Origin of the sequence: Stutzerimonas stutzeri KOS6, assembly GCF_000307775.2 — a bacterium.
GTDB lineage: Bacteria > Pseudomonadota > Gammaproteobacteria > Pseudomonadales > Pseudomonadaceae > Stutzerimonas > Stutzerimonas stutzeri_B.
The window spans coordinates 2,462,706-2,487,660 of sequence record NZ_KK020676.1; the positions used below are offsets into that span (position 1 = coordinate 2,462,706).

The 24,955-nt window shown below is 61.8% G+C and carries 23 protein-coding genes; 3 read left to right on the top strand and 20 right to left on the bottom strand.

Annotated features, from left to right (window positions below):
* Window positions 1-167 precede the first annotated feature (167 nt).
* The 6 genes from B597_RS39335 to B597_RS39360 all read right to left on the bottom strand — a co-directional run bounded on the left by B597_RS39335 (window position 168) and on the right by B597_RS39360 (window position 4,334).
* Entirely contained in the window at window positions 168-1,025 is an 858-nt protein-coding gene (locus B597_RS39335) for an alpha/beta hydrolase (RefSeq protein ID WP_024162329.1), read from the bottom strand.
* Window positions 1,022-1,834: an alpha/beta fold hydrolase gene (locus B597_RS39340; protein ID WP_003294759.1), complete on the bottom strand. Its 813-nt coding sequence runs from the start codon at window positions 1,832-1,834 to the stop codon at window positions 1,022-1,024. The genes B597_RS39335 and B597_RS39340 overlap by 4 nt, the downstream gene beginning before the upstream one ends.
* A 128-nt stretch (window positions 1,835-1,962) precedes the next feature.
* Window positions 1,963-2,406: a hotdog fold thioesterase gene (locus B597_RS39345; RefSeq protein WP_003294760.1), complete on the bottom strand. Its 444-nt coding sequence runs from the start codon at window positions 2,404-2,406 to the stop codon at window positions 1,963-1,965.
* Window positions 2,407-2,478: 72 nt separating this feature from the next.
* A complete protein-coding gene (gene sixA / locus B597_RS39350) occupies window positions 2,479-2,937 on the bottom strand; it encodes a phosphohistidine phosphatase SixA (RefSeq protein ID WP_003294761.1) in 459 nt (152 codons plus the stop codon).
* Entirely contained in the window at window positions 2,934-3,290 is a 357-nt protein-coding gene (locus B597_RS39355) for a DUF4389 domain-containing protein (RefSeq protein ID WP_003294762.1), read from the bottom strand. Before B597_RS39355 ends, sixA begins: the two co-directional genes overlap by 4 nt.
* A gap of 21 nt (window positions 3,291-3,311) precedes the next feature.
* Entirely contained in the window at window positions 3,312-4,334 is a 1,023-nt protein-coding gene (locus B597_RS39360) for an NAD(P)H-dependent glycerol-3-phosphate dehydrogenase (RefSeq protein ID WP_003294763.1), read from the bottom strand.
* Between the two features lie 419 nt (window positions 4,335-4,753).
* On the opposite strand from B597_RS39360, the gene fabA reads away from it, so the two are divergent.
* Window positions 4,754-5,269, top strand: coding sequence for a 3-hydroxyacyl-[acyl-carrier-protein] dehydratase FabA (gene fabA, locus B597_RS39365; protein WP_003285418.1), 516 nt, complete (start codon window positions 4,754-4,756; stop codon window positions 5,267-5,269).
* Between the two features lie 11 nt (window positions 5,270-5,280).
* Window positions 5,281-6,498: a beta-ketoacyl-ACP synthase I gene (fabB, locus tag B597_RS39370; protein WP_003294764.1), complete on the top strand. Its 1,218-nt coding sequence runs from the start codon at window positions 5,281-5,283 to the stop codon at window positions 6,496-6,498.
* A 64-nt stretch (window positions 6,499-6,562) separates the two neighbouring features.
* Here the strand turns inward: fabB and sstT are convergent, their stop codons facing one another.
* The 4 genes from sstT to B597_RS0223620 form a co-directional block, all read right to left on the bottom strand.
* Window positions 6,563-7,801, bottom strand: coding sequence for a serine/threonine transporter SstT (sstT, locus tag B597_RS39375; RefSeq protein WP_003294766.1), 1,239 nt, complete (start codon window positions 7,799-7,801; stop codon window positions 6,563-6,565).
* 167 nt (window positions 7,802-7,968) lie between these two features.
* Window positions 7,969-9,582, bottom strand: coding sequence for a methyl-accepting chemotaxis protein (locus B597_RS39380; RefSeq protein WP_003294767.1), 1,614 nt, complete (start codon window positions 9,580-9,582; stop codon window positions 7,969-7,971).
* A gap of 117 nt (window positions 9,583-9,699) precedes the next feature.
* On the bottom strand, window positions 9,700-10,791 hold the full coding sequence (locus tag B597_RS39385; RefSeq protein ID WP_024162331.1) for an IS5 family transposase: 1,092 nt from the start codon (window positions 10,789-10,791) through the stop codon (window positions 9,700-9,702).
* A 574-nt stretch (window positions 10,792-11,365) separates the two neighbouring features.
* Window positions 11,366-12,322, bottom strand: coding sequence for an amidohydrolase family protein (locus B597_RS0223620; RefSeq protein WP_226924995.1), 957 nt, complete (start codon window positions 12,320-12,322; stop codon window positions 11,366-11,368).
* A 275-nt stretch (window positions 12,323-12,597) separates the two neighbouring features.
* Here B597_RS0223620 and B597_RS39390 point away from each other — a divergent pair, with 275 nt between their 5' ends.
* Window positions 12,598-13,032 (top strand): OsmC family protein, encoded by a 435-nt coding sequence (locus B597_RS39390; RefSeq protein WP_003294772.1) that lies wholly within the window; start codon window positions 12,598-12,600, stop codon window positions 13,030-13,032.
* Window positions 13,033-13,091: 59 nt separating this feature from the next.
* On the opposite strand, the gene htpG is transcribed toward B597_RS39390, so the two are convergent.
* From htpG to odhB, 10 genes are all read right to left on the bottom strand, one after another.
* The gene (htpG, locus tag B597_RS39395) at window positions 13,092-14,996 is read right to left on the bottom strand and encodes a molecular chaperone HtpG (RefSeq protein ID WP_003294774.1); all 1,905 of its coding nucleotides are present in this window, start codon (window positions 14,994-14,996) and stop codon (window positions 13,092-13,094) included.
* Between the two features lie 123 nt (window positions 14,997-15,119).
* Complete coding sequence (locus B597_RS39400) at window positions 15,120-16,361, bottom strand: hypothetical protein (RefSeq protein ID WP_024162332.1); 1,242 nt, start codon at window positions 16,359-16,361, stop codon at window positions 15,120-15,122.
* 57 nt (window positions 16,362-16,418) lie between these two features.
* Window positions 16,419-16,862: a PaaI family thioesterase gene (locus B597_RS39405; RefSeq protein ID WP_003294775.1), complete on the bottom strand. Its 444-nt coding sequence runs from the start codon at window positions 16,860-16,862 to the stop codon at window positions 16,419-16,421.
* Entirely contained in the window at window positions 16,859-17,320 is a 462-nt protein-coding gene (locus B597_RS39410; RefSeq protein ID WP_024162333.1) for a PaaI family thioesterase, read from the bottom strand. The genes B597_RS39405 and B597_RS39410 overlap by 4 nt, the downstream gene beginning before the upstream one ends.
* A gap of 58 nt (window positions 17,321-17,378) precedes the next feature.
* The gene (locus tag B597_RS39415) at window positions 17,379-18,104 is read right to left on the bottom strand and encodes a DUF599 domain-containing protein (protein WP_024162334.1); all 726 of its coding nucleotides are present in this window, start codon (window positions 18,102-18,104) and stop codon (window positions 17,379-17,381) included.
* A gap of 107 nt (window positions 18,105-18,211) precedes the next feature.
* Window positions 18,212-19,531: a branched-chain amino acid transport system II carrier protein gene (gene brnQ / locus B597_RS39420; protein WP_003294777.1), complete on the bottom strand. Its 1,320-nt coding sequence runs from the start codon at window positions 19,529-19,531 to the stop codon at window positions 18,212-18,214.
* 409 nt (window positions 19,532-19,940) lie between these two features.
* A complete protein-coding gene (sucD, locus tag B597_RS39425) occupies window positions 19,941-20,825 on the bottom strand; it encodes a succinate--CoA ligase subunit alpha (protein ID WP_003294780.1) in 885 nt (294 codons plus the stop codon).
* The gene (gene sucC / locus B597_RS39430; protein WP_003294782.1) at window positions 20,825-21,991 is read right to left on the bottom strand and encodes an ADP-forming succinate--CoA ligase subunit beta; all 1,167 of its coding nucleotides are present in this window, start codon (window positions 21,989-21,991) and stop codon (window positions 20,825-20,827) included. The genes sucD and sucC overlap by 1 nt, the downstream gene beginning before the upstream one ends.
* Before the next feature lie 192 nt (window positions 21,992-22,183).
* The gene (lpdA, locus tag B597_RS39435) at window positions 22,184-23,620 is read right to left on the bottom strand and encodes a dihydrolipoyl dehydrogenase (RefSeq protein ID WP_003294783.1); all 1,437 of its coding nucleotides are present in this window, start codon (window positions 23,618-23,620) and stop codon (window positions 22,184-22,186) included.
* A gap of 95 nt (window positions 23,621-23,715) precedes the next feature.
* Window positions 23,716-24,933, bottom strand: a complete 1,218-nt coding sequence (odhB, locus tag B597_RS39440; protein ID WP_003294785.1) for a 2-oxoglutarate dehydrogenase complex dihydrolipoyllysine-residue succinyltransferase — start codon at window positions 24,931-24,933, stop codon at window positions 23,716-23,718.
* Window positions 24,934-24,955 lie beyond the last annotated feature (22 nt).

Below are 24,955 nucleotides of genomic sequence, written 5' to 3' on the forward strand. Positions count from 1 at the left end.
TGTCCAGTTCCGGGAGCATCAGTACGGATGCAGACCTGACTCGGGCTCGTACCCTGCAGCGGTCGATGGCTGCCATGGCTCTCCGGAAATACCGCCTGCCAGCCTCACCAGTTGCCAAACGCAAGTCAAGCAAGGCTTTGCCAGAGAGTATTGCAGAGCCGGCAGGTCTATTCTCGAAAGAAGGCGTTGAATACCGCGGCGACCGCTTCGGCACCCGCCTCGTCATCCAGATGCAGGTGATGTCCACCGGGCAGGCGCTGCACCTTGAACGGCAGCCCTTCGGCAAGTTCACGTAGCGCCGGCTGGGTCATCAGTCCCTGTTCCGCCAGTACCAGGCTGGTCGGGCAAGCGACCCGCTCGACGAATGCCAGTGCATGGGCCCGCGTCAGCCGCATCGCCGAAGGCAGCATCAGGCGAGCATCGGTGCGCCAGGTATAACCGCCTGGCACGGGCATCAGGCCGCGTTGTGCCAACCGCTCGGCTGCCTCGTGACTGACCGCGCCAACGCCTTTCATGCGTGCCGCGACAGCCTGATCGAAGGTGGCGTAGACCGGCTTGCGCTTGTCGTCGACCGCCAGCAGCGCCTCGAGCGCAGCGCCCAGCTTCTGTGGTGCGTTGTCCGCTTCGCCGGTGTAGGGAATCACGCCATCGATCAGCGCCAGCCGCTCGATACGCGCGGGCAGCGCACCGGCAAGCAGCACCGCGACGATCGCGCCCATGGAATGCCCGAGAAGTGAAAAACGTTGCCAGCCGAACTGCTCGGCGACCTGCAGCACGTCGTGGGCATAATCCCAGATGTTGTAGGCAGCCCCTACCGGGCGATGGTCGGAATGGCCGTGGCCAGGCAGGTCCAGCGCGACGATGCGCAGCCCCTGCAGGCGCGGTGCAAGCAGGCTGAAGGTCGCGGCGTTGTCCAGCCAGCCATGCAGCGCGATCACCGGCGTGCCGTCTTCAGGACCATAGAGATGGGCCGCCACCTCGAGGTGCGGCAGGCGCAGCCGAACCTCTTCGAACCAGGCGCTCATGCGGCCCCCTTGGAAAGCTCGGCATGGCCACTCCAGCGCCCGAGCAGCTCGCTGAGCAACTTCGCCGTCTGCTGTGGCCGCTCGAACGGAAACATGTGGCCGCCGGGGAGCGTGTGCGCCTCACCGCGCGCCATCAAGCGCAGCAGGTAGCCGTGATGAGGCAGCACCACCCGACTATCGCGCCCGCGCACCATCGCCAGCGGGATCTTCAGCGCGGGCGGCCAGCCCGGCGTGAGATGCGGCACGCTGCGATAGATGCGGATTTCGGTCTGCGGGTCGAAGCGCAGGCGCATGCCCTGCCCTGCTGGCTCCAGACCATGCTCGATGTAGGCTTCCAGGCACTCCGGATCGAAGCTGCTGAAAAGCGCCTTGCCAGCAAAATAGGCGCGCGCTTCCTCGGCACTGGAAAATTGCTCGCGGCGACCGAGCGTGCGGCCGGCCGGGGTCAGCCTGTCGATGAAGCCCAGGCGCTTGGCCGCCCAGATGACGGTCTGGTCGAACCAGGTCGGAATCGGCGAATCCAGCATGACGACCCCGTGATACAGCTCGGGTCGCAGTAGCGCGGCTCGATAATGCAGCATGCCGCCGAAGGAATGTCCCACGCCCCAGACCGGCTCGCGCAGGCGATCGAGCTGCTCGAACAGCTCATCGAGCAGGTTGCTCCAGTTGTCGTCCACCGGGAAACGAGGGTCGTGCCCATGGCGATCCATGTGCGTGACCTGATATTCGGGCGCGAGGGCATCGAACAGCTTGCGGTAGGTCGCCGCGGGGAAGCCGTTGGCGTGAGCGAAGAAGATACGTTGCGACATGAGGGCGTTGCCGGACAGACTGGACGCCCATTGTCTGGCAGGCCTCGGCAGGCGGCAATCGCCATAGCCCTGCCGAATGGATGGCATTCAGGCCAATCAGCAGGCCGCAATGTCGGCCTGCATCGACATCAGCCCGCCGAAGCACCCTTGTCCAGCGGTACGATCGCGACCGTAAGCCGGGAGATGCAGCTGGGTTTGCCGTCCTCGCCGCTCAGGCGAATATCCCAGACGTGGGTCGAGCGCCCGAGATGCACCGGCCGGCAGACAGCGGTCACTCGCCCGGAGCGCAAGCCGCGCAGGTGGTTGGCATTCACTTCGAGACCGACGCAGTAGAACCTGCTGGTGTCGATGCAGTGATAGCTGGCTATTGATCCAAGGGTTTCAGCCAGTACCACAGAGGCGCCACCATGCAGCAACCCGTAGGGCTGATGAGTGCGTGCATCGACCGGCATGCTGGCGGTAATCGAGGATTCATCGAAGGTTTCGAAGCGGATATCCAGCAGTTCGCTGATGGTGTTCCTGCGCGTGCTGTGAAGTTCTTCCAGGTCGGGCTGACGGTGCCAGATGCTCAAGGCGCATGCTCCATTCGGTTATTGTTGTTCAGCTCGCCGCAACCCGGAACGGTCGGGCGAGCCATGCCAACCCTAACCAACGTGGCGCAAGGACACCAGCCGCATCAGCCCCCCGGCAATCGCTTCGCCTTCGAGCTCGGCCAGCGATGCCGTCGCCATTGGCAGCGGGTCACCATGATGGCCATTGAGCAGCCAGCCGGCCAGATTGCCGACGAATGGTTGGTGGGTGACCAGTAGCAAATCGCTCTCGCTGCGCTGATCCAGCCCACGCAACGCCTCGTTCAGGTCCGCTTCCGGGGTGAGCCAGGAAACGGTTTCACAGGGACCGGTAAAGCCCAGGGCCTTGCGCACCTCGTCGGCCGTCTGCTGCGCACGATGGAATGGACTTACCAGGATCGCCTGCAGCGGCTGGCCACGCAGGAAGGTCGAGCTGCGCCGGACATCGCGCCGACCACCCTCCGTCAAGTTGCGCTCCGCATCGGTGCGCGCCCGTGGCTCGGCATGGCCATGACGCAACAGCCACAACTTCATGGCGTTGACCCCTCTTGTGGCGCCTTCGGCTCCTTCGGTGCGGATGCCTGGGCCGGAACGCTCAGTTCCACGTCAGCTGCCCGCGGACTCGGCCAGTCGGACAATGGCCAGGGCTTCTGCTCGGTATTGAAAGTGGCGAAGCGACCGATCTGAGCCAGATACTGGCTGAGGCTGTCGCCGAAGCCCTGCAAGCCGGGATCCGGGCGCCCTCTGAACAGGCGCAGCAGCAACTGCAATACCACGACGACCAGCAGGACCAGTTCGGCCAACTGCCAGACGAAAAAGAAAATCAGCATCCAGACTGCTCGCAGGATCAGTGATTCCCGCTCCGTGGTCTGCTTGGATTGATTCATGGAGCCTCCCTGAGCCTAGGCTCAGAATCCGTCGGTTGAAATGAAATCCACGTCGGTCTTGGGCTCGCCGCGCATCAGCATGTCGATGATCTGATCGAGCGTACGCCCCTCGAACAGAATGGCATGCAGCCCGGCGACCAGTGGCATGTAGACCTGCAGTTCCTCGGCCTTGCACTTGAGCACCTTGATGGTGTTGACCCCTTCGGCGACCTCGCCCAGGCGCGAAACCGCCTGATCCAGGCTGAGGCCCTCGCCCAGCGCATAACCCACCTGGAAATTGCGACTCTTGGGCGACGTACAGGTCACTATCAGGTCACCGACACCCGCCAGGCCGAGAAAGGTCATGGGGTTGGCCCCCAGCTTCACGGCAAAACGCGTCATTTCCGCCAGTGCCCGGGTGATCAGCATGCTGCGGGTGTTCTCGCCCATGCCCAAGGCTGCGGCCATCCCCGCCATGATGGCATAGACATTCTTCAGCGCCCCGCCCAGCTCGACGCCGAAACGGTCGGAACTGGCATATACCCGAAAGGTGCGACCATGCAGCACCTGCTGCACGGCGCGGCACAGCGCCTCGTCCTGGCTCGCCACGACCGTCGCAGTCAACGCGTGCTCGGCCACCTCCCGCGCCAGATTGGGCCCGGACAGCACACCGATACGCGCTTGCGGTGCAATCTGCTCGAGAATCTGACTCATCAGCATGAATCCGTCGGCCTCGATGCCCTTGGTTGTGCTGACCAACATCTTGCCGCTCAGCTGCGCGGCAAACGGCTGCAGCACCTGGCGCAGCGCGCTGGACGGCAAGGCGACGAAAACCAGCTCGCTGGAAGCCAGCGTCCGCACCAGGTCAGTTGTCGGCTCCACCTGCGCAAGAATATCGATACCCTTCAGATAGCGCGGATTCTGCCGCAGAGTACGGATGCTCTCGGCCTGCTCGGCATCACGCATCCAGAGCAGGACGTGATGACCGTTCTCGGCCAGCAGATTGGCTATCGCGGTACCGAAACTACCGCCGCCAAGAACGGCGATGGGTTGCTGTCGTGTCATGTGGATTCCGTTATGAGCCATATGAAATGGCATTGCCGGGCATTATACGTTTCATGTTCACAGCGACCAGCGCAAAGCAACTCCCGGTGAAATCATCCAGTTACAGTTGGCTGACAGGTCCTCGCAGCATGCTGAAACTGCAGGCTGCGCAACGCATGCAACCGTCACTGCAACGATTGTCTATAGAAGACAAGCTGTCGCAAGGTCCTCGTTCATCGTTCAGGAGTGTTAAAGTAGCCGCCCGATTCTGTCTTTGCGTGCTTCAGCCGCAGGTACGGGTTGAATGGCGTCGCCGTTGACAGGCTGTGACTTTAGCCACAACGCGACAGTCTATGACTAGTCTTGATGATCAGGCCTCGAATTCAGGGCCCGGTATGTAAGCAGCAAAGCCCTTGCACGGGGCCCATTGAGGAATACGCATGACCAAACAACACGCCTTTACTCGGGAAGACCTGCTTCGTTGCAGCCGCGGCGAACTCTTCGGTCCCGGTAATGCGCAACTGCCCGCACCGAACATGCTGATGGTCGACCGCATCGTTCACATCAGCGAAGTGGGCGGCAAGTATGGCAAGGGCGAGCTGGTAGCCGAACTGGATATCAACCCTGACCTCTGGTTCTTCGCCTGCCATTTCGAAGGCGATCCGGTCATGCCCGGCTGCCTGGGCCTCGATGCCATGTGGCAGCTGGTCGGCTTCTATCTCGGCTGGCAGGGCAACCCTGGCCGCGGCCGCGCCCTCGGCTCGGGCGAAGTGAAGTTCTTCGGCCAGGTTCTGCCGACGGCCAAGAAGGTCACCTACAACATCCACATCAAGCGCACCATCAACCGCTCGCTGATTCTCGGCATCGCCGACGGCACCGTCAGTGTTGATGGCCGCGAGATCTACAGTGCCGAAGGCTTGCGCGTCGGCCTGTTCACCTCTACCGACAGCTTTTGAAGGACATCCGCATGCGTCGCGTCGTGATCACCGGCCTGGGTATCGTTTCCTGCCTGGGCAATGACAAAGAGACCGTCTCTGGCAACCTGCGCGCCGGTCGCCCCGGCATCCGCTTCAATCAGTCCTACGCGGAAATGGGGCTGCGCAGCCAGGTTTCCGGCTCCGTCAACCTGAACCTCGAAGAGCTGATCGACCGCAAGGTCCTGCGCTTCATGGGTGACGCTGCCGCCTATGCCTATCTGGCAATGGAGCAGGCTGTGAAGGATGCCGGCTTCAGCCTCGATGACATTTCCAACCCGCGCATCGGCCTGGTGGCCGGTTCCGGTGGCGCTTCGACCATCAATCAGATGGAAGCCATCGACATTCTGCGCGACAAGGGCGTCAAGCGCATCGGCCCATATCGTGTACCGCGCACCATGAGCAGCACCGTTTCGGCCTGCCTGGCGACGCCGTTCCGCATCAAGGGCATCAACTACTCCATCGCTTCGGCCTGCGCCACCAGCGCGCACTGCATCGGCCACGCCATGGAGCAGATCCAGATGGGCAAGCAGGATGTGGTGTTCGCCGGTGGCGGCGAGGAAGAGCATTACAGCCAGAGCTGCCTGTTCGACGCCATGGGTGCCCTGTCCAGCCAGTACAACGATACGCCGGAGAAAGCTTCGCGTGCCTACGACGCCAAGCGTGACGGTTTCGTCATCGCCGGTGGCGGCGGCATGGTCGTGGTCGAAGAGCTGGAGCACGCACTCAAGCGCGGCGCCAAGATCTACGCGGAAATCGTCGGCTACGGCGCCACTTCCGATGGCTATGACATGGTCGCACCGAGCGGCGAAGGCGCCCTGCGCTGCATGCAGCAGGCGATGTCTACAGTCGACACCACGATCGACTACCTCAACACCCACGGCACCTCGACGCCGGTCGGTGATGTGGCCGAGATCAAGGCCGTGCGCAACATGTTCGGCGACAAGGTTCCGACCATCAGCTCGACCAAGAGCCTGTCCGGTCACTCGCTGGGCGCTGCAGGTGTTCATGAAGCGATCTACTCGATGCTGATGATGGAAGGCAACTTCATCGCGGGCTCCGCCAACATCGACGAACTGGACCCGGAAGTCGCGGACATGCCGATCCTTCGCGAAACCCGCGAGAACGTGCAGCTCGACACCGTGATGAGCAACAGCTTCGGCTTCGGTGGCACCAACGCCACGCTGGTACTGCGCCGCTACAAGGCCTGAACCAGGCCAGGCGGCAAATGAGAACGGCGCCCTCGGGCGCCGTTCCTGTTTCTGCATCAGGCCATCAGACGCGCCGCTCGGCAGCCTCATCGATATCGCCATGGGCGATGCAGGAGGCCGCGGTGAAGAGCACGTCGGTCGAGGAATTGAGCGCGGTTTCGGCCGAATCCTGCACCACCCCGATGATGAAGCCCACCGCCACGACCTGCATTGCCAGATCATTGGAGATGCCGAACAGACTGCATGCCAGGGGAATCAGCAGCAGCGAGCCACCGGCCACACCCGAGGCTCCGCAGGCACAGACTGCGGCGAGCAGACTCAACAGTAGCGCCGTAGCGAGATCCACCTGAATGCCGAGGGTATGTACGGCAGCCAGGGTGAGTACGGTGATGGTGATCGCCGCACCACCCATATTGACCGTGGCGCCCAGCGGGATGGAAACCGAATAGGTGTCCTTGTGCAGCCCGAGTCGCTGGCACAGCTGCATATTGACCGGAATGTTGGCGGCAGAGCTGCGGGTAAAGAATGCCGTGATGCCGCTTTCGCGCAGGCAGGTGAACACCAGTGGATACGGATTGCGGCGGATCTGCCAGAACACGATCAGCGGATTCATCACCAACGCCATGAACAGCATGGCGCCGACCAGCACAAGCAGCAGTCGGACATAGCCCAGCAGCACACCGAATCCCGAATCGGCCAAGGTACCGGCGACCAGGCCGAAGATGCCGAGCGGTGCAAAACGGATCACCACCTTGACGATCAGCGTGACCCCATCGGAGAGATCCCCGATCAGGCGTCGAGTACTGTCCTGTGCATGGCGAAAGGCGAATCCGAGGCCGATCGCCCAGGCCAGGATGCCGATGAAGTTGCCATCGAGCAGCGCCCGCACCGGATTGTCGACGATGTTGAACAGCAGCGTCTGCAGCACGACACCGACACCGGACGGCGGCGTCACATCGGCAGCTTCGCTTACAAGCGTGAGCGAAGTGGGAAACACGAAGCTCGCCAGCACCGCGACCAGCGCAGCGCTCAACGTGCCCAGCGCATAGAGCAGGATGATCGGTCGAATGTGCGTGGGCTGGCCGCGCTTGTGGTTGGCCAGTGACGAGGTGACCAGCACGAACACAAGGATCGGTGCCACGGCCTTGAGCGCCTGCACGAACAGGTCGCCCAGCAGCGCCACCGATTTGGCTGCAGCAGGCAGAAACAGCGCCAGCAACGCTCCGGCCAGCAACCCGGCGACGATCTGGGCGACGAGGCTGGTGCGACTGATGAAGCGGACGAATCGAGGGATATAGGGCATTGGGGGCATCTCGCAGCAAAGGCGAAGCGACCCGATAAGGATCGCTGCCGCCCCTGGAAAAACGCGGGATGGTACGCCGCTCGCCCACCCATGCCCAGCGCTGTACTGCCTCGGAGGCAAAATATGCGCGTGTAGCGCGAGGTGCCATTGCGACACCCCGTGGGGCGTCAGACCTGGAAGCGCGCCACCAGGCTACTGAGATCGCCCGCCAGCCGCGCGAGCTCATGGCTGGCCGCGCTGGTCTGGTTGGCACCGGCCGATGACTGCAGGGACAGATCACGAATGTTCACCAGATTGCGATCCACTTCACGAGCGACCTGGGCCTGCTCTTCCGAGGCACTGGCGATCACCAGGTTGCGCTCGCTGATCTGGCTGATGGCACTGGCGATTCCGTCGAGCGCCTCGCCGGCATCGCGCGCCAGCTCCAGGGTGGTCCTGGCGCGCTCGTTGCTAGCCTGCATGGCCTGCACTGCCTTGTCGGTGCCCTGATGCACATCGCCAATCATCTGCTCGATCTCTTCGGTCGACTGCTGAGTACGGTGTGCCAGCGCACGCACTTCGTCTGCCACCACCGCGAAGCCACGTCCGGCATCACCCGCCCGCGCGGCCTCGATGGCAGCGTTGAGTGCTAGCAGGTTGGTCTGCTCGGCAATCGAGCGAATCACACCCAATACCTTGCTTATATCCCTCACCAGCCCCGCCAGGCGCTCGACTTCGGTTCCCGTCTGAGTCACGTCCTCAGTCAGCAGACTGATCGAATCCACCGTACGAATCACTTGCTGACGGCCGCGCTGCGCGATCTCATCGGATTCGCGTGAGGCTTCGGAGGTCCCCACGGCGTTGCGCGCCACCTCGTCCACCGCTGTTGTCATCTCGTTGACCGCCGTCGCCGCCTGCTCGATCTCATGATTCTGCTGGTGCAACCCGCGAGTCGAATCCTCGGTCACGGCGTTGAGTTCTTCGGCGGCCGAAGCGAGCTGATGGGACGATTCGGCTATGCCCCGAATGGTTTCGCGCAGATTGCCCTGCATGGACTTGAGCGAGGACAGCAGGCGGGCCGGTTCGTCCTTGCCCTGGACAGCGACGTTACCGGTCAGATCGCCACCGGCGATGCGTTCAGCAACGGCAACTGCCACACCCAGAGGCACGACGACACTACGCGTGAAGCCCCAGGCGAGCACGACTGTCACCGCGGTGGCCAATAGCAACGTTGCCACCACCCCTTCAAAGGCGGTTTCATACTGGTCGGCCGCACGAACCGCAGCCCGACCGGCCTCGACCCTATTGATGCGCTTCAGCTCTCTCAGCGAGCCGACCACATTGTCAGCGTGCTCATTGATCACGCCGTTGATGATTGCGACAGCCTGGGCATGCTCATCCTGCAAGAGGTGGTCCATGACGCGCTGCTGTAGTGGCAGATACAGCTCCAACCCCTGCTTGAAGCGCTGATAAGCCGCCTTTTCTTCCTCCGTGGTCAACAGCGCGGCGTACTGCTTGTCGAGCTCGACCACTTCGGCGCGCAACTCAGTGAGTCGCTGGGCCGTACTTTGGACCACCTGTGCGTCTTCAGCCAGCGCCATTCTGAAGGTAAGCGCACGAACGCGCATGACGACGACGTTGAGTTCGCTGATTGCCACGACGCTGGGCAACCAGTTCTCATCAACCTCCTTGCTTTCCTCGCGCATGTTGGAGATCTGGTTCAAAGCGAACAGGCCGAGAAACACGACGACCAGACCAATCAGACCGAAGCCTAGCAGCCTGTTGAAATTCACCGTTATCACAGCGATCACTGCTTTTGTCGGCAGTGGTCGCAGGTCGGGTAAGCCCTTTTCAGGGTACCGGACAGATGAAATAGCCCAATTGGGCCGTCTCCGGGCGCACCTCTCCTGTCAACGCGCTCATGCCGCTGTACCTGCAGCCATCAACTTCGGTAGGCGCACCAGGTTGCTTGCCGCCATGGCCAGCTGGAACAGCGCGTCGACACGCTCAAGCCCCCGCTGCTTCACCTGACGCAGGCCTGCCGCCGTCTTGAGCCAGCCGAAGTGGGTTTCGATCCAGGCGCGAATCTTCAGGCTCAGACCATAACCAGCGTGGCGCGTGGTGCGGCCGTCGATGGCGCTGCGCCGGCCATTGGTGTTCTGCGCCACATGGGGTGTGACGCCGAGGGCGCGGCAGGCGGCGACGAAGTCTGCTATGTCGTAGGCCTTGTCCGCAGCTAAGGTGCGCCGACGGCGGCCACCGAGTTTGCTCAGCATCAGCAGTGCGGCTTCGCGCTCGCCACGACCACCGGCCAGGCTGACGTGGGCGCTGCGTACCAGGCCGCTGCGGTGCTCCATCAGCACATGACCCATGTAGCTCAGCTGCGCGCCGGTGTTGTGGCTCTTGCGATATAGGCGGGCATCTGGATCGCTGGTTGAGGCGTGAGTGTCGTTGCTGCGCTTGTGCCCTTTGAAGTCAGGCTGGGCATTGCGCGGGCCGGGCCCCTGGTCATCCGGAGGGTCGTCCTTGGGGCGGAAACTCTTCTGTGAGGCCCAAGCCTGCAGCAGAGTGCCGTCGACCGAGAAGTGCTCATCCGACATCAGTCCCTGCTTCTCGGCCAGGCGCACTACTTCGCTCAGAAACTCGGCGGTCACGGCCTGGGCATTGAGGCGGTCACGGTTCTTCGAGAATACCGAGTGATCCCACACCGGGTCGTCGATAGCCAGGCCAACGAACCAGCGGAACAGCAGGTTGTAACCCAGTTGCTCCATGAGCATCCGTTCACTGCGCAGCGAGTAGAACAACTGCAGCAACTGCGCCCGCATCAACTTCTCCGGGGCAATCGAGGCGCGGCCGGTGTCGGCATACAAGGTGTCGAATAGGGCGCTCATCCGTTGCAGGGCAGTGTCTGCCAGCTTGCGGATGGCGCGCAGGGGGTGGTTCGCCGGCACGAAGTCATCGAGCTTGGCGACGGTGAACAGGGATTCCTGAGTGATATCGGCTCCACGCATGGAAATCGAGAGTCCAGACAGATTGGAGCCGATATCGTAAACCTCACCCAGCAAAAGCAGACAGGGCGCGGGCGAATTTCAACAGGCTGCTAGCGCAGAGCGTTTACCGATAGTGAGAGAACGAATGGACATGGGACTACCTTTTTCAGAGGCGAATCAGAGCCACCAGCCGTGACTAATTTGAGTATCGGCAGGACGCCGCGCTAACTTTAGGTGGACGGCAAGAAAGTGCCTCTACCGCGTGCGCGCCATGAAGCGCTGCTCTGCCTGCTAGTAATCACCCAGAAAGGCCAAGGCGCATTCGTCCCGCATCCACTCATCAGGCTTGTTAACCACGAACGTCCTGACATCGGCCAGTGTATAAGGCACCAACGCCGGATATTTTGCGGCCAGTTAGAACAGGCCACTTACTTGATCCGGCCTACCACCTCAATCTGCATGCGCGCCATGTTCAGCCCAATAGGCTCGCTACCAGCGCCAAACGAGCCAGCGACTTAGACCTGATCCCCCACGACTTGCGAGGCCGTCAGGTCATGCCGTGACGACGGCAGACTCTTGAGGGTCAGCGCAGCTGTTACTGGCGCTTGCGCGGCAGCAACGCGAGGAAGTTGTCGCGAGCCACACGGCGCGCCACGGGCTCGGGAAGGGCATCGAGAAAAGGCGCAAAGGCCCGCATGCCGGAAGCCAGGCTATCGAAGCTGCCCACCACATCCGAACCGATCACGAAACGATCAGGATGGCGCTTGACCAGCGCTACCCATTCAGGATCGGGATGTCCCTGCGGGTCCAGCAGATAGGGCTGCAACATCGTCCACGACAGATCGATGTACAGGTTCGGGTAATCGTCGAGCAGGCGGCTGACCGTGCCGTGCAGGAAATCCAGCTTTTCCTGGTGGCGATGCAGCTCCATGCTGGTGCCCGCGTGGGCCCAGATGAAGCGCGTGTGGGGATGGTTGCGAAGCGGCTCCTCCAGTTCGCTCAGGTAGAGCGGATTGCGCTCGCGCTTGGAGGTGACGTTGGAGTGCAGCATGACCGGCAAATCGAATTCCGCCGCCAGATGATAGACCCTCGCCAGCGCCTCATTGTTGGCCCGCGGCGTATCACCCTCGGTCAACGCGGTCACGTCATCATGCCGCGTGAATACCTCACCCAACCCCTGCCAGAGCCCGGGATTGAGTTCCAGCATGCGGCGGATATGGGCATCGGCGTTCTTGTCGTTGGGATTGAAGCCGGAGAGGAACGGATGGAAGCGCTTGCGCTGCTCCTCGTCCAGTTCCTGCAGGGCGGCCGCAACCAGCACATCGGTGGCGCTGTACCAGTACACAGGAGCATCGTCACCAGCGTAATAGCGCGGTCGCTTGGGCTCGTTCTCATGCCATTTCTTCGCCACCGGAATACCGCTGATCATCACGTGATCGATGCCGCCGGCATCCATTGCCTCGAGCAACTTTTGCATGCCATCGGTTTCCTGAAAGAAATCCACGTAGTGCAGATGCGCATCGCTATAGCGGTATTCCCGCTCTTCTGCCATCGCGAGCTGCGACAGCAGGCAGATGGAAACCAGGGACAAGATTCTGGATATGAACAACGCTGGGTCCTCCTGACAGCCTGCGAGTAGACCGCTGCAGCGCACGACCGTTCAGCTTTGCCAGCAACATACGGCGGCCACGCCCTGGTCTTCGATACCCCTGGCCGTATTTGACCGGAATCAGGGAGGGCGCATGCGCAGGCCAGTAGTATCACGGCAGATGGCGCAGCTTACCGGACCGCCCATATCGATTCAGATCAGAAAAAAGGAACAATCGCATGGCCATGAAAACCATCAGTGCGCATGGATGGATGAACGCCGGAATGGCGATCGAGGTGGAATGTGGCAATCATCGCCTGATCATGGATCAGCCGAAGAGTGCTGCCGGACAGGACCTTGGGCCGACTCCGCTGGAAGCCATCCTGGCGGCCGTGGCGGGCTGTTTTGGCACCATTGGACGCTTCATCGCACACCAGCAGAAAATCGAACTGCGCGGCATGCGCTTCGAGATCGAGGCCGACTACGATCCAGCTGGCCTGCTCGGCCGAAACCCCGATGTCCGCCCCGGCTTCCAGGAGCTTCGCGTCAGGGTCGAGATCGACGCCGACCTGGACCGCGAGGGTAAACAGGCGCTGCTGAAGCAGATCGAAAAACGCTGCCCGGTCGCCGACAATCTCACCCACGGCACTCGCCTGGTCAGCGTGCTGATCTGAGACGCCACGAAACGAAAACGGCCCGTCAGTGACGGGCCGTTCTCAGAGCGCTGCGGGGGTCAGGCCGAGAGCTCGACCAGCAGCTTGTTCAGCCGTTGAACGTATGCAGCCGGGTCCTTGAGACTATCGCCGGCAGCCAGTGCGGCCTGATCGAAGAGGATGTGCGAAAGGTCCGCAAAGCGATCCTCGTCCGGCTCGGCATCGAGCTTCTCGATCAGCGGATGCTGCGGGTTGATTTCGAAGATCGGCTTCGATTCAGGCACCTTCTGCCCGCTCGCCTCGAGGATCTGGCGCATCTGCAGACCCAGGTCCTGCTCGCCGATCGCAAGGATTGCCGGCGAATCGGTCAGACGATGGGACACACGCACTTCGGCCACTTCATCACCCAGTGCACCCTTGAGGCGTTCGATCAGCCCTTCCTTGGTCTTGGCGATTTCCTCCTGGGCCTTCTTGTCCTCTTCCGAGTCCAGCTTGCCGAGGTCCAGATCACCACGCGCCACGTCGACGAACTGCTTGCCATCGAACTCGGTGAGGTAGCTCATCAGCCACTCGTCGATGCGATCGGTGAGCAGCAGCACCTCGATACCCTTCTTGCGGAAGACTTCCAGGTGCGGGCTGTTCTTGACCTGCGCGTAGCTCTCGCCGGTGAGGTAGTAGATCTTGTCCTGGCCTTCCTTCACACGGCCCAGGTAGTCGGCCAGCGAAACCGACTGCTCGCCGGATGCATCGCTGGTGGATGCGAAGCGCAGCAGGCCGGCAATTTTCTCCTTGTTGGCGAAGTCTTCCGCCGGCCCCTCCTTGAGCACCTGACCGAACTGCGACCAGAACTTCGTGTAGTCCTCCGGCTTGTCCTTGGCCAGCTTCTCCAGCATGTCCAGTACGCGCTTGGTAAGCGCCGACTTCATCGAGTCGATCACCGGATCCTTCTGCAGGATCTCGCGCGAGACGTTGAGCGAGAGGTCGTTGGAGTCCACCACACCCTTGATGAAGCGCAGGTACAGCGGCAGGAACTCGTCCGCCTGGTCCATGATGAACACGCGCTGCACGTAGAGCTTCAGGCCCTTCGGCGCTTCGCGGTGGTACAGGTCGAACGGCGCACGGCCCGGAACATAGAGCAGCGAGGTGTATTCGAGCTTGCCCTCGACCTTGTTGTGGCTCCAGGACAGCGGGTTGTCGAAGTCGTGCGCGACGTGCTTGTAGAACTCCTGATACTCCTCGTCCTTGACCTCGGTGCGCGGACGTGTCCAGAGGGCGCTGGCGCGGTTGACCGTTTCCCACTCCTGCTCGGCCGGCTTTTCCGCTTCGTCACCGTGAAACTCTTTCGGCAATTCGATCGGCAGTGCGATGTGATCGGAGTACTTCTTGACGATGTTGCGCAGGCGCCAGCCGTCGGCAAATTCTTCTTCGTCCTTCTTCAGGTGCAGGACGATACGCGTGCCGCGCTCGGCCTTGTCGATGGTGGCGACTTCGAATTCGCCCTCTCCCTGCGACGACCAATGCACGCCTTCGCTGGCTGGCGTGCCGGCGCGACGGCTGTAGACATCGACCTTGTCGGCGACGATGAAGGCGGAATAGAAACCCACCCCGAACTGGCCGATCAGGTGCGAATCCTTCTTCTGGTCGCCAGAGAGGTTCTTCAGGAAGTCGGCAGTGCCGGACTTGGCGATGGTGCCCAGATGCGCGATCACGTCATCGCGGTTCATGCCGATGCCGTTGTCTTCCAGCGTGACGGTCTTGGCTTCCTTGTCGAAGCTGAGGCGAATCTTCAGGTCGGCCCCACCTTCGAGCAGCTCCGGCTTGGCCAGCGCTTCGAAGCGAAGCTTGTCGGCAGCATCGGAGGCGTTGGAAATCAGCTCGCGAAGGAAGATTTCCTTGTTGGAATACAGCGAATGGATCATCAGATGAAGCAGTTGCTTCACTTCGGTCTGGAAGCCCAGGGTTTCTTTTTGAGTCTCCACACTCATCGTCTACAAACTCCACATCAGCGTAATGGCACGGACCGCGGCTGCGGCGATGTCAGGCAGATGGGGGCACGACGATGAATTTCAAGGGCCGGCGGCGCTGAGGCTGTAGCACTGGCCGGTATATCAGGGCTCGACAAGCTCGAGCAGTACGATCTCGCCGGGCGCCAGATTGTAGGTCGCTTCGCCGGGTCCCTGGATGACCTGTCTGATGATCAGGTTGCCCTCGCCGTCCAGGCCGGCGAAGCGTCCTTCGGCTACGCCGCCACGTTCGGTACGCGCGCGCATCAGCAGGTGCTCATAGCGCGAAGGATTGCGCAGCAACCGCTCCATCGAGAACTCCGGCCGACGATCCGGACGGCTCGCTGGCACGTTCGCAACGGCAGGCCGGGTTTCTTCGCGCCCAGGCCCGGCGACCTCCTCGTCAGCGGCCAGCAAAGGCGGATAGTCGTCTCCCTGGACCTGCCAGCCCTGCTCCCCCTTGAACAAACGCAGGGTTAAGCTCTGCAGCTCGCCCCCGACCCGGGCAGGCACTTCGAGCTCCAGCTCATCGGCGGGCAGCGTTACCACGGGCATTGCTTGCAACGACACGTCACGGCTGGCATGACGGCGCTGCAGATAGTCCCCGATGACGAAGGCCAGGGTGTCTCGCGAATCGTGCCGCCGATCGACCTGACCGTTGCGGTAGCGCAGTCGATCGGTGAACAGCTCGACGACACCATTGAGGCTGGTTTCATACTGCGACGGCAACACCAGATGGAAATCGCCGACGAGCTTGTTCGGTGCCACCGGCTGCAAATCGAGATGCAGCGTGTAGCCGCGATCAAGCCGCCGTGTTTCCGGCAGCTCCTGGTCATTACTCAGCCAGGCGATTTCGACCTCGGGCAGCGCACCGATATCGTCGGGCAGCACGTCGACGCGCAGCGCCTCGTCGAACGGTTCGCGCAGACGAATGATCACTTCCTGCCGAGCGAAGAAACCCTGGCCTTCGCGCAGGGTAAGCACGCCATTGATAAGCTCGCCCTGTTGCGGCGCGAAGGCATGGCCATTGAGCTGCCCCCGTATCTTCAGGCTCAGCTCGGGCTCCACCTGCGCCGGCAACCAGCGCATGCTGAAAATGGCAGCCAGGCGGTCCGGGTCGCGGCTCGCCAACAGCGACAGGCCCACCACCAGTGGAATCACTCCCAGGCCGGCAAGAACCACTGCCTTGCGCGCCACGCGCCAATGGCCGAACACGAACGCCAGCGTCATCGGCGGCAGCAGGCTGCCCAGGCCCCACAGCAGACTTGTCGCAAACGCCTGGCTGATCAACCAGATGAAACCGGCAAGCATCAGCAACAGGCCGCCGAGTATCAGCAATGCTTCCATTCGATTCCTTCACGCAATTGCAGGAGCCTGCGCACCGCACACCGCTACCCTGAGCGATCAGGGTTCGTCGACCTTGAAGTGACAGCGGGCAGTGGCGATGGGCTCGGCCTGATGGGTCTGCCAGGCGGTGATCGCGACATTGGCGACACGGCGCCCCTGGCGCCAGACCTGGCAGGCGGCAAAGGTGTCACGATAGTGGCCGGCGCGCAGATAATCTATCGAGAAGTCGATGATTTTGGGCAAATGTGGCGCCCCCATGAACATCAGCAAATGCAGCATGGCCGCATGCTCCATGAACCCCGCGATGACACCGCCATGAATGGCCGGCATCGGGTTGCCGATGTTGTCCTCGCTCTGCGGCAGGCGAAATACCATCTCATCACCCAGACGCAGGCATTCAATGCCGATCAGCCGGGCATATGGCACCAGCCGGATCAGCGAGTTGTAGTCGTTCGTGGCGTGCGCTTTCTGCACCAGCTCGCTCAGATTGAGATCGCTCATGCCGGCGTCTCCGTGGCGAATACACCCTGGGTGCCCTTGCCCATGCGCATGAAGGTGCCAACCACATGGGCGATGGGCTCGTTGATGTCGCGCTGGTAGGCGATGCCGCGGGTGAAGATCACCGTCGGCGTAACCCGGTAGCATTCGGCGAAGCCGAAGATGTCGTGGCCGGGCTCGGCCGGATGCATGTAGTCGATCCGCAGGTCGAGCGTCGGACAGACCTCCAGTTCAGGCAATGCACAGGCCGTGGAAATCCCGCAAGTGGTATCCATCAGCGTGGTGATGGCGCCACCGTGCACGCCCCCCGTTTCCGGATTGCCGACGATCTTCTCGCTGTAGGGCAGACGCAACGTGAGCCCGCGACCGTCGGCATGCTCGACGCTCAGGCCGAGCACCTGACAGTGCCTCAGGAGGGACAGGAAGCGCTGGGTACGCTCGAGTATCTGGCTATCGCTCATTCGAAATTCCGAAGGGTTGATCAAGCCGCGAATCATACCGCCTGGTCTGCGCTGCGCCCTATTCCCTGGGCGTTTCGGCCGGTGAAGTTGGCGTGAATACCATGACTTCGAGTACGTCGGAATGAAATTCCCGGCGGTAGAGGATCACCACGACACCGGCAGTGACGAGCATGAAGAACCAGGGATGGATGAACCAGGCCAGTGTCGCCATGCCGAAATAGTAGGCACGCAAGCCGAAGTTGAACTGGTTGGCCGCCATGGAGATGACACGCGCGGCCCGGTCGGCGAAGGCACGACGCTCCTGGTCGCTGACGTTTCGCTCGCCGACCATCGGTGCCGAGGCAACCAGCACCGCAGAGAAGTTGTACTGCCGCATGCACCAGCTGAAGGTAAAGAACGCGTAGACGAAAACCACCGCCAGGCATAGCAGCTTGAGCTCCGAAAGTCCGCGGCTGACCGGCTGCACGAAGGGCAGATCGGCCAGCAGCGAAACCGCGCGATCCGATGCCCCCAATACGGTCAGGATACCGGCGAGGATGATCAACGTACTGGACGCGAAAAACGATGCGTTGCGCTCCAGATTGCCGATCACGTTGGCGTCGGCGATGCGGTTGTCGCGCATCAGTAGCCGCTGCATCCAGTCCTGCCGATACAGATGCAGCACACTTGCCAGACAGGCCGTATCGCGCCCTCGCCAGCTGGCGTAACGGGTATAGCCCGCCCAGCAGACGATGAACCACAGTACGGCGAACAGATGCGGCAGGTTTGGATCGGATAACGTCATGACGCGCCCTCGGAAACGTCGCGAGATTATAACCAGCACCACGTTCGACGACAGCGCCGCATCGCTGGCCGAACGAATGCCAGCAGCGATGCCGCGCGACAATCATTTCATGTCCGGTTCTGCACTCGTTCAGCACGCCCAAGCAGGCGATCCGTGACCACAGCCAGAATCAGCATCACCAGCACCGGGACCAGCCAGCCCATGCTCTGATCCGCCAATGGCAATTGGCTGAACAGCGCCGGAACCCAGTTACCCAGGCCCGCTGCGGCGAGACCATCGACGATGCCGAAAATCAGCGTGACGCCCATCACCGGAACGAGCACCCGTGACGGCGACAGCCAGAAACGATCCAGCAGACTCAGCGCAACCAGCACGATGGCCAGCGGGTACAGCCCCACCAGCACCGGCACCGACACACTGATCAGCTGGGTCAGCCCCTGATTGGCCACCAGCAGACTGGACAGCGCGAAGACGATCACGACGGTACGGTAGGAAACCGGTAGCAACGCGCTGAAGAACTCGCCACAGGCAGTCGTCAGGCCTACGGCAGTGGTCAGGCAGGCCAGGGTGATGACCACGGCGAGCAGAAGGCTGCCCGGTGTACCGAATGTATGCTGCACGTAGGTCGTCAGGATCTGCACACCGTTTTCCGCACCGGCAGCGATACCCTGGCTGGTGGCGCCGAGGTAGAACAGCGCCAGATACACCAGCGACAGACCGACGGCGGCTATTACGCCCGCGATCATGGAATAGCGGGTCACCAATGCCGGCTCGGTCACGCCGCGGTCACGGATGGCGGTGGCGATCACGATACCGAAGACCAATGCACCGAGGGTATCCATGGTCAGATAACCCTCGAGAAAGCCCTTGATCAGTGGCGCAGCACGATAGTTCTCGGTAGCCGCGCCGACCTCGCCTGCCGGTGCGAAAATCGCCGCGCCGCCGAGGACCAGCAGTGCAGCCAGCAGCACAGGCGTGATGAACTTGCCAATGCGATTGACCAGCTGTCCTGGGTTGATCACCAGAAACAGCATGGCTGCGAAGAACAGCAGCGTATAGATGAACAGCGGCGTCCCGGAGTTGCCGCTGAACGGCGCGATACCCATCTCGAATGAAACGACGGCCGTGCGCGGCGTGGCGAACAGCGGCCCGATCGCCAGGTAGACAGCCACTGCCAGCACAGTACCCGCGACCTTTCCAAGTGGCGCGGTCAATCGATCCATGCCGCCGCCGACCCGTGCCAGCGCAACGACCGTCAATAACGGCAGACCGACCCCGGTCAACAGAAAGCCAAGCGCCGCCTGCCAGACGAACTCGCCCGCTGCCATCCCGGCGCTAGGCGGAAAAATGATATTGCCAGCGCCGAGGAACAGCGCGAACGTCATGAAGCCAAGGGCCAGCAAGTCAAAACCTTTCAAACGATTCATGCAGGAAAAATTACCAAATGGACAACGGCATAAATGAACGCGACGCACAGCTCACGAGCGCGACGGGTCGACGTTTCATATGGGCCTGAATGATGGGAGTACGGGTTTCCTTCAGGGATAAGGGGAAACGTAATTCAGCCGTTTGGGCCGAATCCTTCTTGCACGTCGTCGCTCTTGTGGACCGAACAAACGTATGAATGGGGCGACAATGATGCCACCGATGCGGCGATGGATGCTGAGCGGAACGTCAGCATACGTCGCGAAAATATTGCGCCGCATGCAGCAAATACGATGAACGACGCGCAACTTATCGGATAGTCAATTGCATGCTGCGCGCCGCCAATCGGCGCCACAGCCGAGAAAATCTGGAACAGAAGCGCCCGGCGATTACCGGGCGCCTCAAGGCCGATCAGGCCTTCATGTCCCAGCCGGTCACTTCCGCCAGCGCCTTGCCGATATCGGCAAGGGAGCGCACGGTCTTGACGCCCGCATCCTGCAGTGCGGCGAATTTTTCTTCCGCCGTACCCTTGCCGCCAGAAATGATCGCACCGGCATGCCCCATACGCTTGCCGGCAGGAGCCGTGACGCCAGCGATGTAGGAAACTACCGGCTTGGTCACGTTGGCCTTGATGAAGGCGGCTGCCTCCTCCTCGGCAGAACCGCCGATCTCGCCGATCATCACGATGGCCTCGGTTTGCGGGTCCTCCTGGAACAGCCTGAGGATATCGATGAAAGTCGATCCCGGAATCGGGTCACCACCAATACCCACGCAGGTCGACTGGCCGAACCCGGCGTCGGTGGTCTGCTTCACGGCCTCATAGGTCAGGGTACCGGAACGCGAAACGATGCCGACCTTGCCCGGCAGGTGAATGTGGCCAGGCTGAATGCCGATCTTGCATTCGCCCGGAGTAATCACCCCTGGGCAGTTAGGCCCGATCAGGCGTACACCCAATTCATCGCACTTGATCTTCACTTCGAGCATGTCCAGCGTCGGGATGCCCTCGGTGATGCAGACGATCAGCTTGATACCGCCGAACGCCGCTTCGAGGATGGAGTCCTTGCAGAACGGGGCCGGCACGTAGATCACCGAAGCATCGGCACCGGTGGCCTCGACGGCCTCCTTGACGGTATTGAATACCGGCAATCCCAGGTGCATCGTGCCGCCCTTGCCCGGCGTCACGCCGCCGACCATCCTGGTGCCATAGGCGATTGCCTGCTCGGAGTGGAAAGTACCCTGCGAGCCGGTGAAGCCCTGGCAGATGACCTTGGTGTCCTTGTTGATCAATACGCTCATTACTTGCCCTCCGCGGCTTTGACAACCTGAATGGCCGCATCGGTCAGGCTGCTCGCGCCGATGATGTTCAAACCGCTCTCGCTCAGCATCTTGGCACCCAGATCGGCATTGTTGCCCTCCAGCCGCACCACCACAGGCACCTTGACGCCGACCTCGCGAACCGCGCCGATGATGCCTTCGGCAATCATGTCGCAACGCACGATGCCGCCGAAGATGTTCACCAGAACGGCAGCGACATTACTGTCCGACAGAATGATCTTGAACGCCTCGGTCACCCGCTCCTCGGTGGCGCCACCACCTACGTCGAGGAAGTTCGCCGGCGCGCCGCCGTGCAGGTTGACGATGTCCATCGTACCCATGGCCAGACCGGCACCATTGACCATGCAGCCGATGTTGCCGTCGAGCGCCACGTAATTCAGTTCCCACTTGGCGGCATGCGCCTCGCGCGGATCGTCCTGGGACGGGTCGGCCATGTCACGCAGCTTGGGCTGCCGGTAGATGGCATTGCTGTCGATGTTGATCTTGGCGTCCAGGCAATGCAGGTTGCCGTCCTTCTTGATCACCAGCGGGTTCACTTCGAGCAGCGCCAGGTCGTAATCCTGGAACAGTTGGGCAAGGCCGACGAAGATATGCACGAACTGCTTGACCTGGTCGCCCTTGAGGCCCAGCTGAAATGCCAGCTCGCGCGCCTGGAACGGCTGTGCACCGACCAACGGATCGATGGTGGCCTTGAGGATTTTCTCCGGCGTGTCGTGAGCGACTTTCTCGATGTCCACACCGCCTTCGGTGGATGCCATGAAGACGATTCGGCGGCTGGCGCGATCGACCACGGCACCCAGATAGAGCTCCTTGTCGATATCGGTGCACGCCTCGACCAGGATCTTGCTCACAGGCTGACCATTGGCGTCGGTCTGATAGGTCACCAGGCGCTTGTCGAGCCACTGCTGGGCAAATGCCCGGGCCTCGTCCTTGCTGCGAACCAGCTTTACGCCACCTGCCTTGCCACGCCCACCGGCATGCACCTGGGCTTTGACCACCCACTGCGTGCCGCCAATCTTGTCGCAGGCTTCCGCTGCTTCCTTCGGGCTATCGACTGCGTAGCCCTTGGACACGGGCAGACCGTATTCAGCGAACAGTTGTTTACCTTGGTACTCGTGAAGATTCATGCTTTCTACCGTCTGGTTAGGTATTGGCGCATTTACGGCACGGCGAACCGCCGTGCCCCCTCACAAGTCGCTGAAAACTATCTGCGAATTCACGATACCTCTCAGCGACCTGCAATCCTTTTCGAATCTGCAGTTTGCAAAAGGCCCGGCGTATCGGTGGATACGTCGGGCCCGGGTACAGCACGAAACCGATTAGCGCTTCTTGCGATTGGCGATGTGGATGGCGTGGCCATTCACTGCCAGAGCCGCTTCATGCAGCGCTTCGGACATCGTCGGATGCGAGAACACCATCATGCCCAGGTCTTCGGCGCTGGTGCCGAACTCCATGCCGATGGCGCCCTGCTGAACCAGCTCGGCGGCGCTTGGCCCCATCACGTGCACGCCCAGTACGCGGTCGGTCTTGGCATCGGCGATGACCTTGACCAGACCGGCGGTGTCATTGGCGGCCATGGCGCGACCGCTGGCGGCGAACGGGAAGGTACCGACGTTGACTTCAACGCCTTCGGCCTTGAGCGCCTGCTCGGACTTGCCGACCCATGCGATTTCCGGGTGAGTGTAGATGACCGACGGAATCAGGTCGTAGTTCATCTGGGTCTTGTGACCGGCAATGCGCTCGGCAACCATCACGCCCTCTTCCGAGGCCTTGTGGGCGAGCATCGCACCACGGACCACGTCACCGATGGCGTATACGCCCGGAACGCTGGTGGCGCAGTAGTCGTCGACGAAGATAAAGCCGCGCTCGTCCATGTCGACGCCGGCATCGGCAGCCAGCAACTCGGCGGTGACCGGACGACGGCCGACCGCAACGATCAGCTTGTCGAAGGTCATCTGCTGCTCGCCTTCGGCACTGGTGAAGTTGACGGTCACTTGATCGCCCTTCACTTCCGAGCCAGTCAGACGAGCGCCCAGCAGAATCTTCAGACCCTGCTTGGACAGAACCTTGAAGGCTTCCTTGGCGATCTGCTCATCGGCTGCCGGGAGGAACTTCTCCATGGCCTCGATGACGGTGACTTCGGCGCCCAGGCGTGCCCAGACCGAGCCCAGTTCGAGACCGATGACACCGGCACCGATGACGCCGAGCTTGCCCGGAACGCTCTGGAAATCCAGCGCGCCGGTGGAATCGACGATGACCTTCTGGTCGACCGGCGCCGGCGGAATGTTCACCGGGGTGGAGCCGGAAGCCAGAATGACGTTCTCGGCAGCCAGCGTCTGCACGTTGCCGTCCAGGCCAGTCACTTCGACCTGCTTGCCGGCCAGCAGCTTGCCGTGGCCTTCGAATACGGTCACGCCGTTGGCCTTCAGCAGCGCCGCAACACCGCCGGTGAGGTTCTTAACGATCTGGTCCTTGCGCGCGACCATGGTCGGAACGTCCATGGCCACTTCGCCAGTGCTGATGCCATGCACCTTGAAGCTCTCATGGGCTTCATGAAACTTGTAGGAGCTGTCCAGCAGCGCCTTGGAAGGAATGCAACCTACGTTCAGGCAGGTGCCGCCCAGAGCGGTCTTGCCATCCTTGCCCTGGTATTTTTCGATACAAGCAGTCTTCAGGCCCAGCTGGGCTGCACGAATGGCGGCAACATAGCCGCCAGGGCCGGCACCGATGACGACGACGTCGAATTTCTGGCTCATTACGAATCCTCTTCAAAAGCAGCTAAAAGCCAAAGGCTGCAGGTAGCACGGCCGGCTCTCACCTGACCTGCCAGCTGCAGCCCGTGACGTTTCTATCAGATATCCAGCAGCAGACGGGCCGGGTCTTCCAGCAGGTCCTTCATGGTAACCAGGAAGGTCACCGCTTCCTTGCCGTCGATCAAGCGATGGTCATAGGACAGTGCCAGATACATCATCGGCAGGATCACCACTTGACCATTCACGGCCATCGGACGTTCCTGAATCTTGTGCATGCCGAGGATGGCGGTCTGCGGCGGGTTGACGATCGGCGTGGAGAGCAGCGAACCGAATACACCTCCATTGGAGATGGTGAAGGTACCGCCGGTCATTTCTTCGATGGTCAGCTTGCCGGCCTTGGCCTTCTTGCCGAACTCGTTGATGCCGCCCTCGATTTCCGCCAGGTTCATGTGCTCGGCGTTGCGCAGGACCGGAACCACCAGGCCGCGGTCGCTGGAAACAGCCACACCGATATCCTGATAACCGTGGTAGACGATATCGTTGCCATCGATGGAGGCGTTGACGCCCGGCTGACGCTTGAGTGCTTCCACCGCCGCCTTGACGAAGAACGACATGAAGCCCAGGCGTACGCCATTGTGGGTCTTCTCGAACAGGTCCTTGTACTTCGAACGCAGCTCCATGATCGGCTTCATGTTGACTTCGTTGAACGTAGTCAGCATGGCCATGGAGGACTGGGCCTCGACCAGACGCTCGGCCACCTTGGCACGCAGGCGGGTCATCGGCACGCGCTTCTCGACGCGATCGCCTTCGGCAACGACCGGGGCAGCGGTAGCCGGAGCGGCAGGCTTGGCAGCAGCCGGAGCGGATTTCTTCGCCTCGATTGCGGCAACCACATCTTCCTTGGTAACGCGACCGTCTTTGCCAGTGCCCGCAACGCTGTTCGGATCGATACCGTTTTCCTCGGCCAGCTTGCGAGCAGCCGGGGCCAGGATCGGCTCTTCCGCACCGGCAGCCGAAGCGGCCGGGGCAGCGGCCTGGGCCGGAGCAGCCGCAGCCTGAGCAGGAGCGGCGGCAGCAGCGCCGGCTTCCAGCTTGCCGAGCAGCTCGCCGCTCAGAACCGTATCGCCTTCGTTCTTGACGATCTCAGTCAGCACGCCGTCAGCTTCGGCGAGCACTTCCATGACCACCTTGTCGGTCTCGATGTCGACGATCAGCTCATCACGCTTGACCGCGTCGCCCGGCTGCTTGTGCCAGGTGGCAACGGTGCCGTCGGCGACCGATTCCGGGAATGTAGGGGCTTTGATCTCGATAGCCATTATTCAGGGGTCCTATTGATTC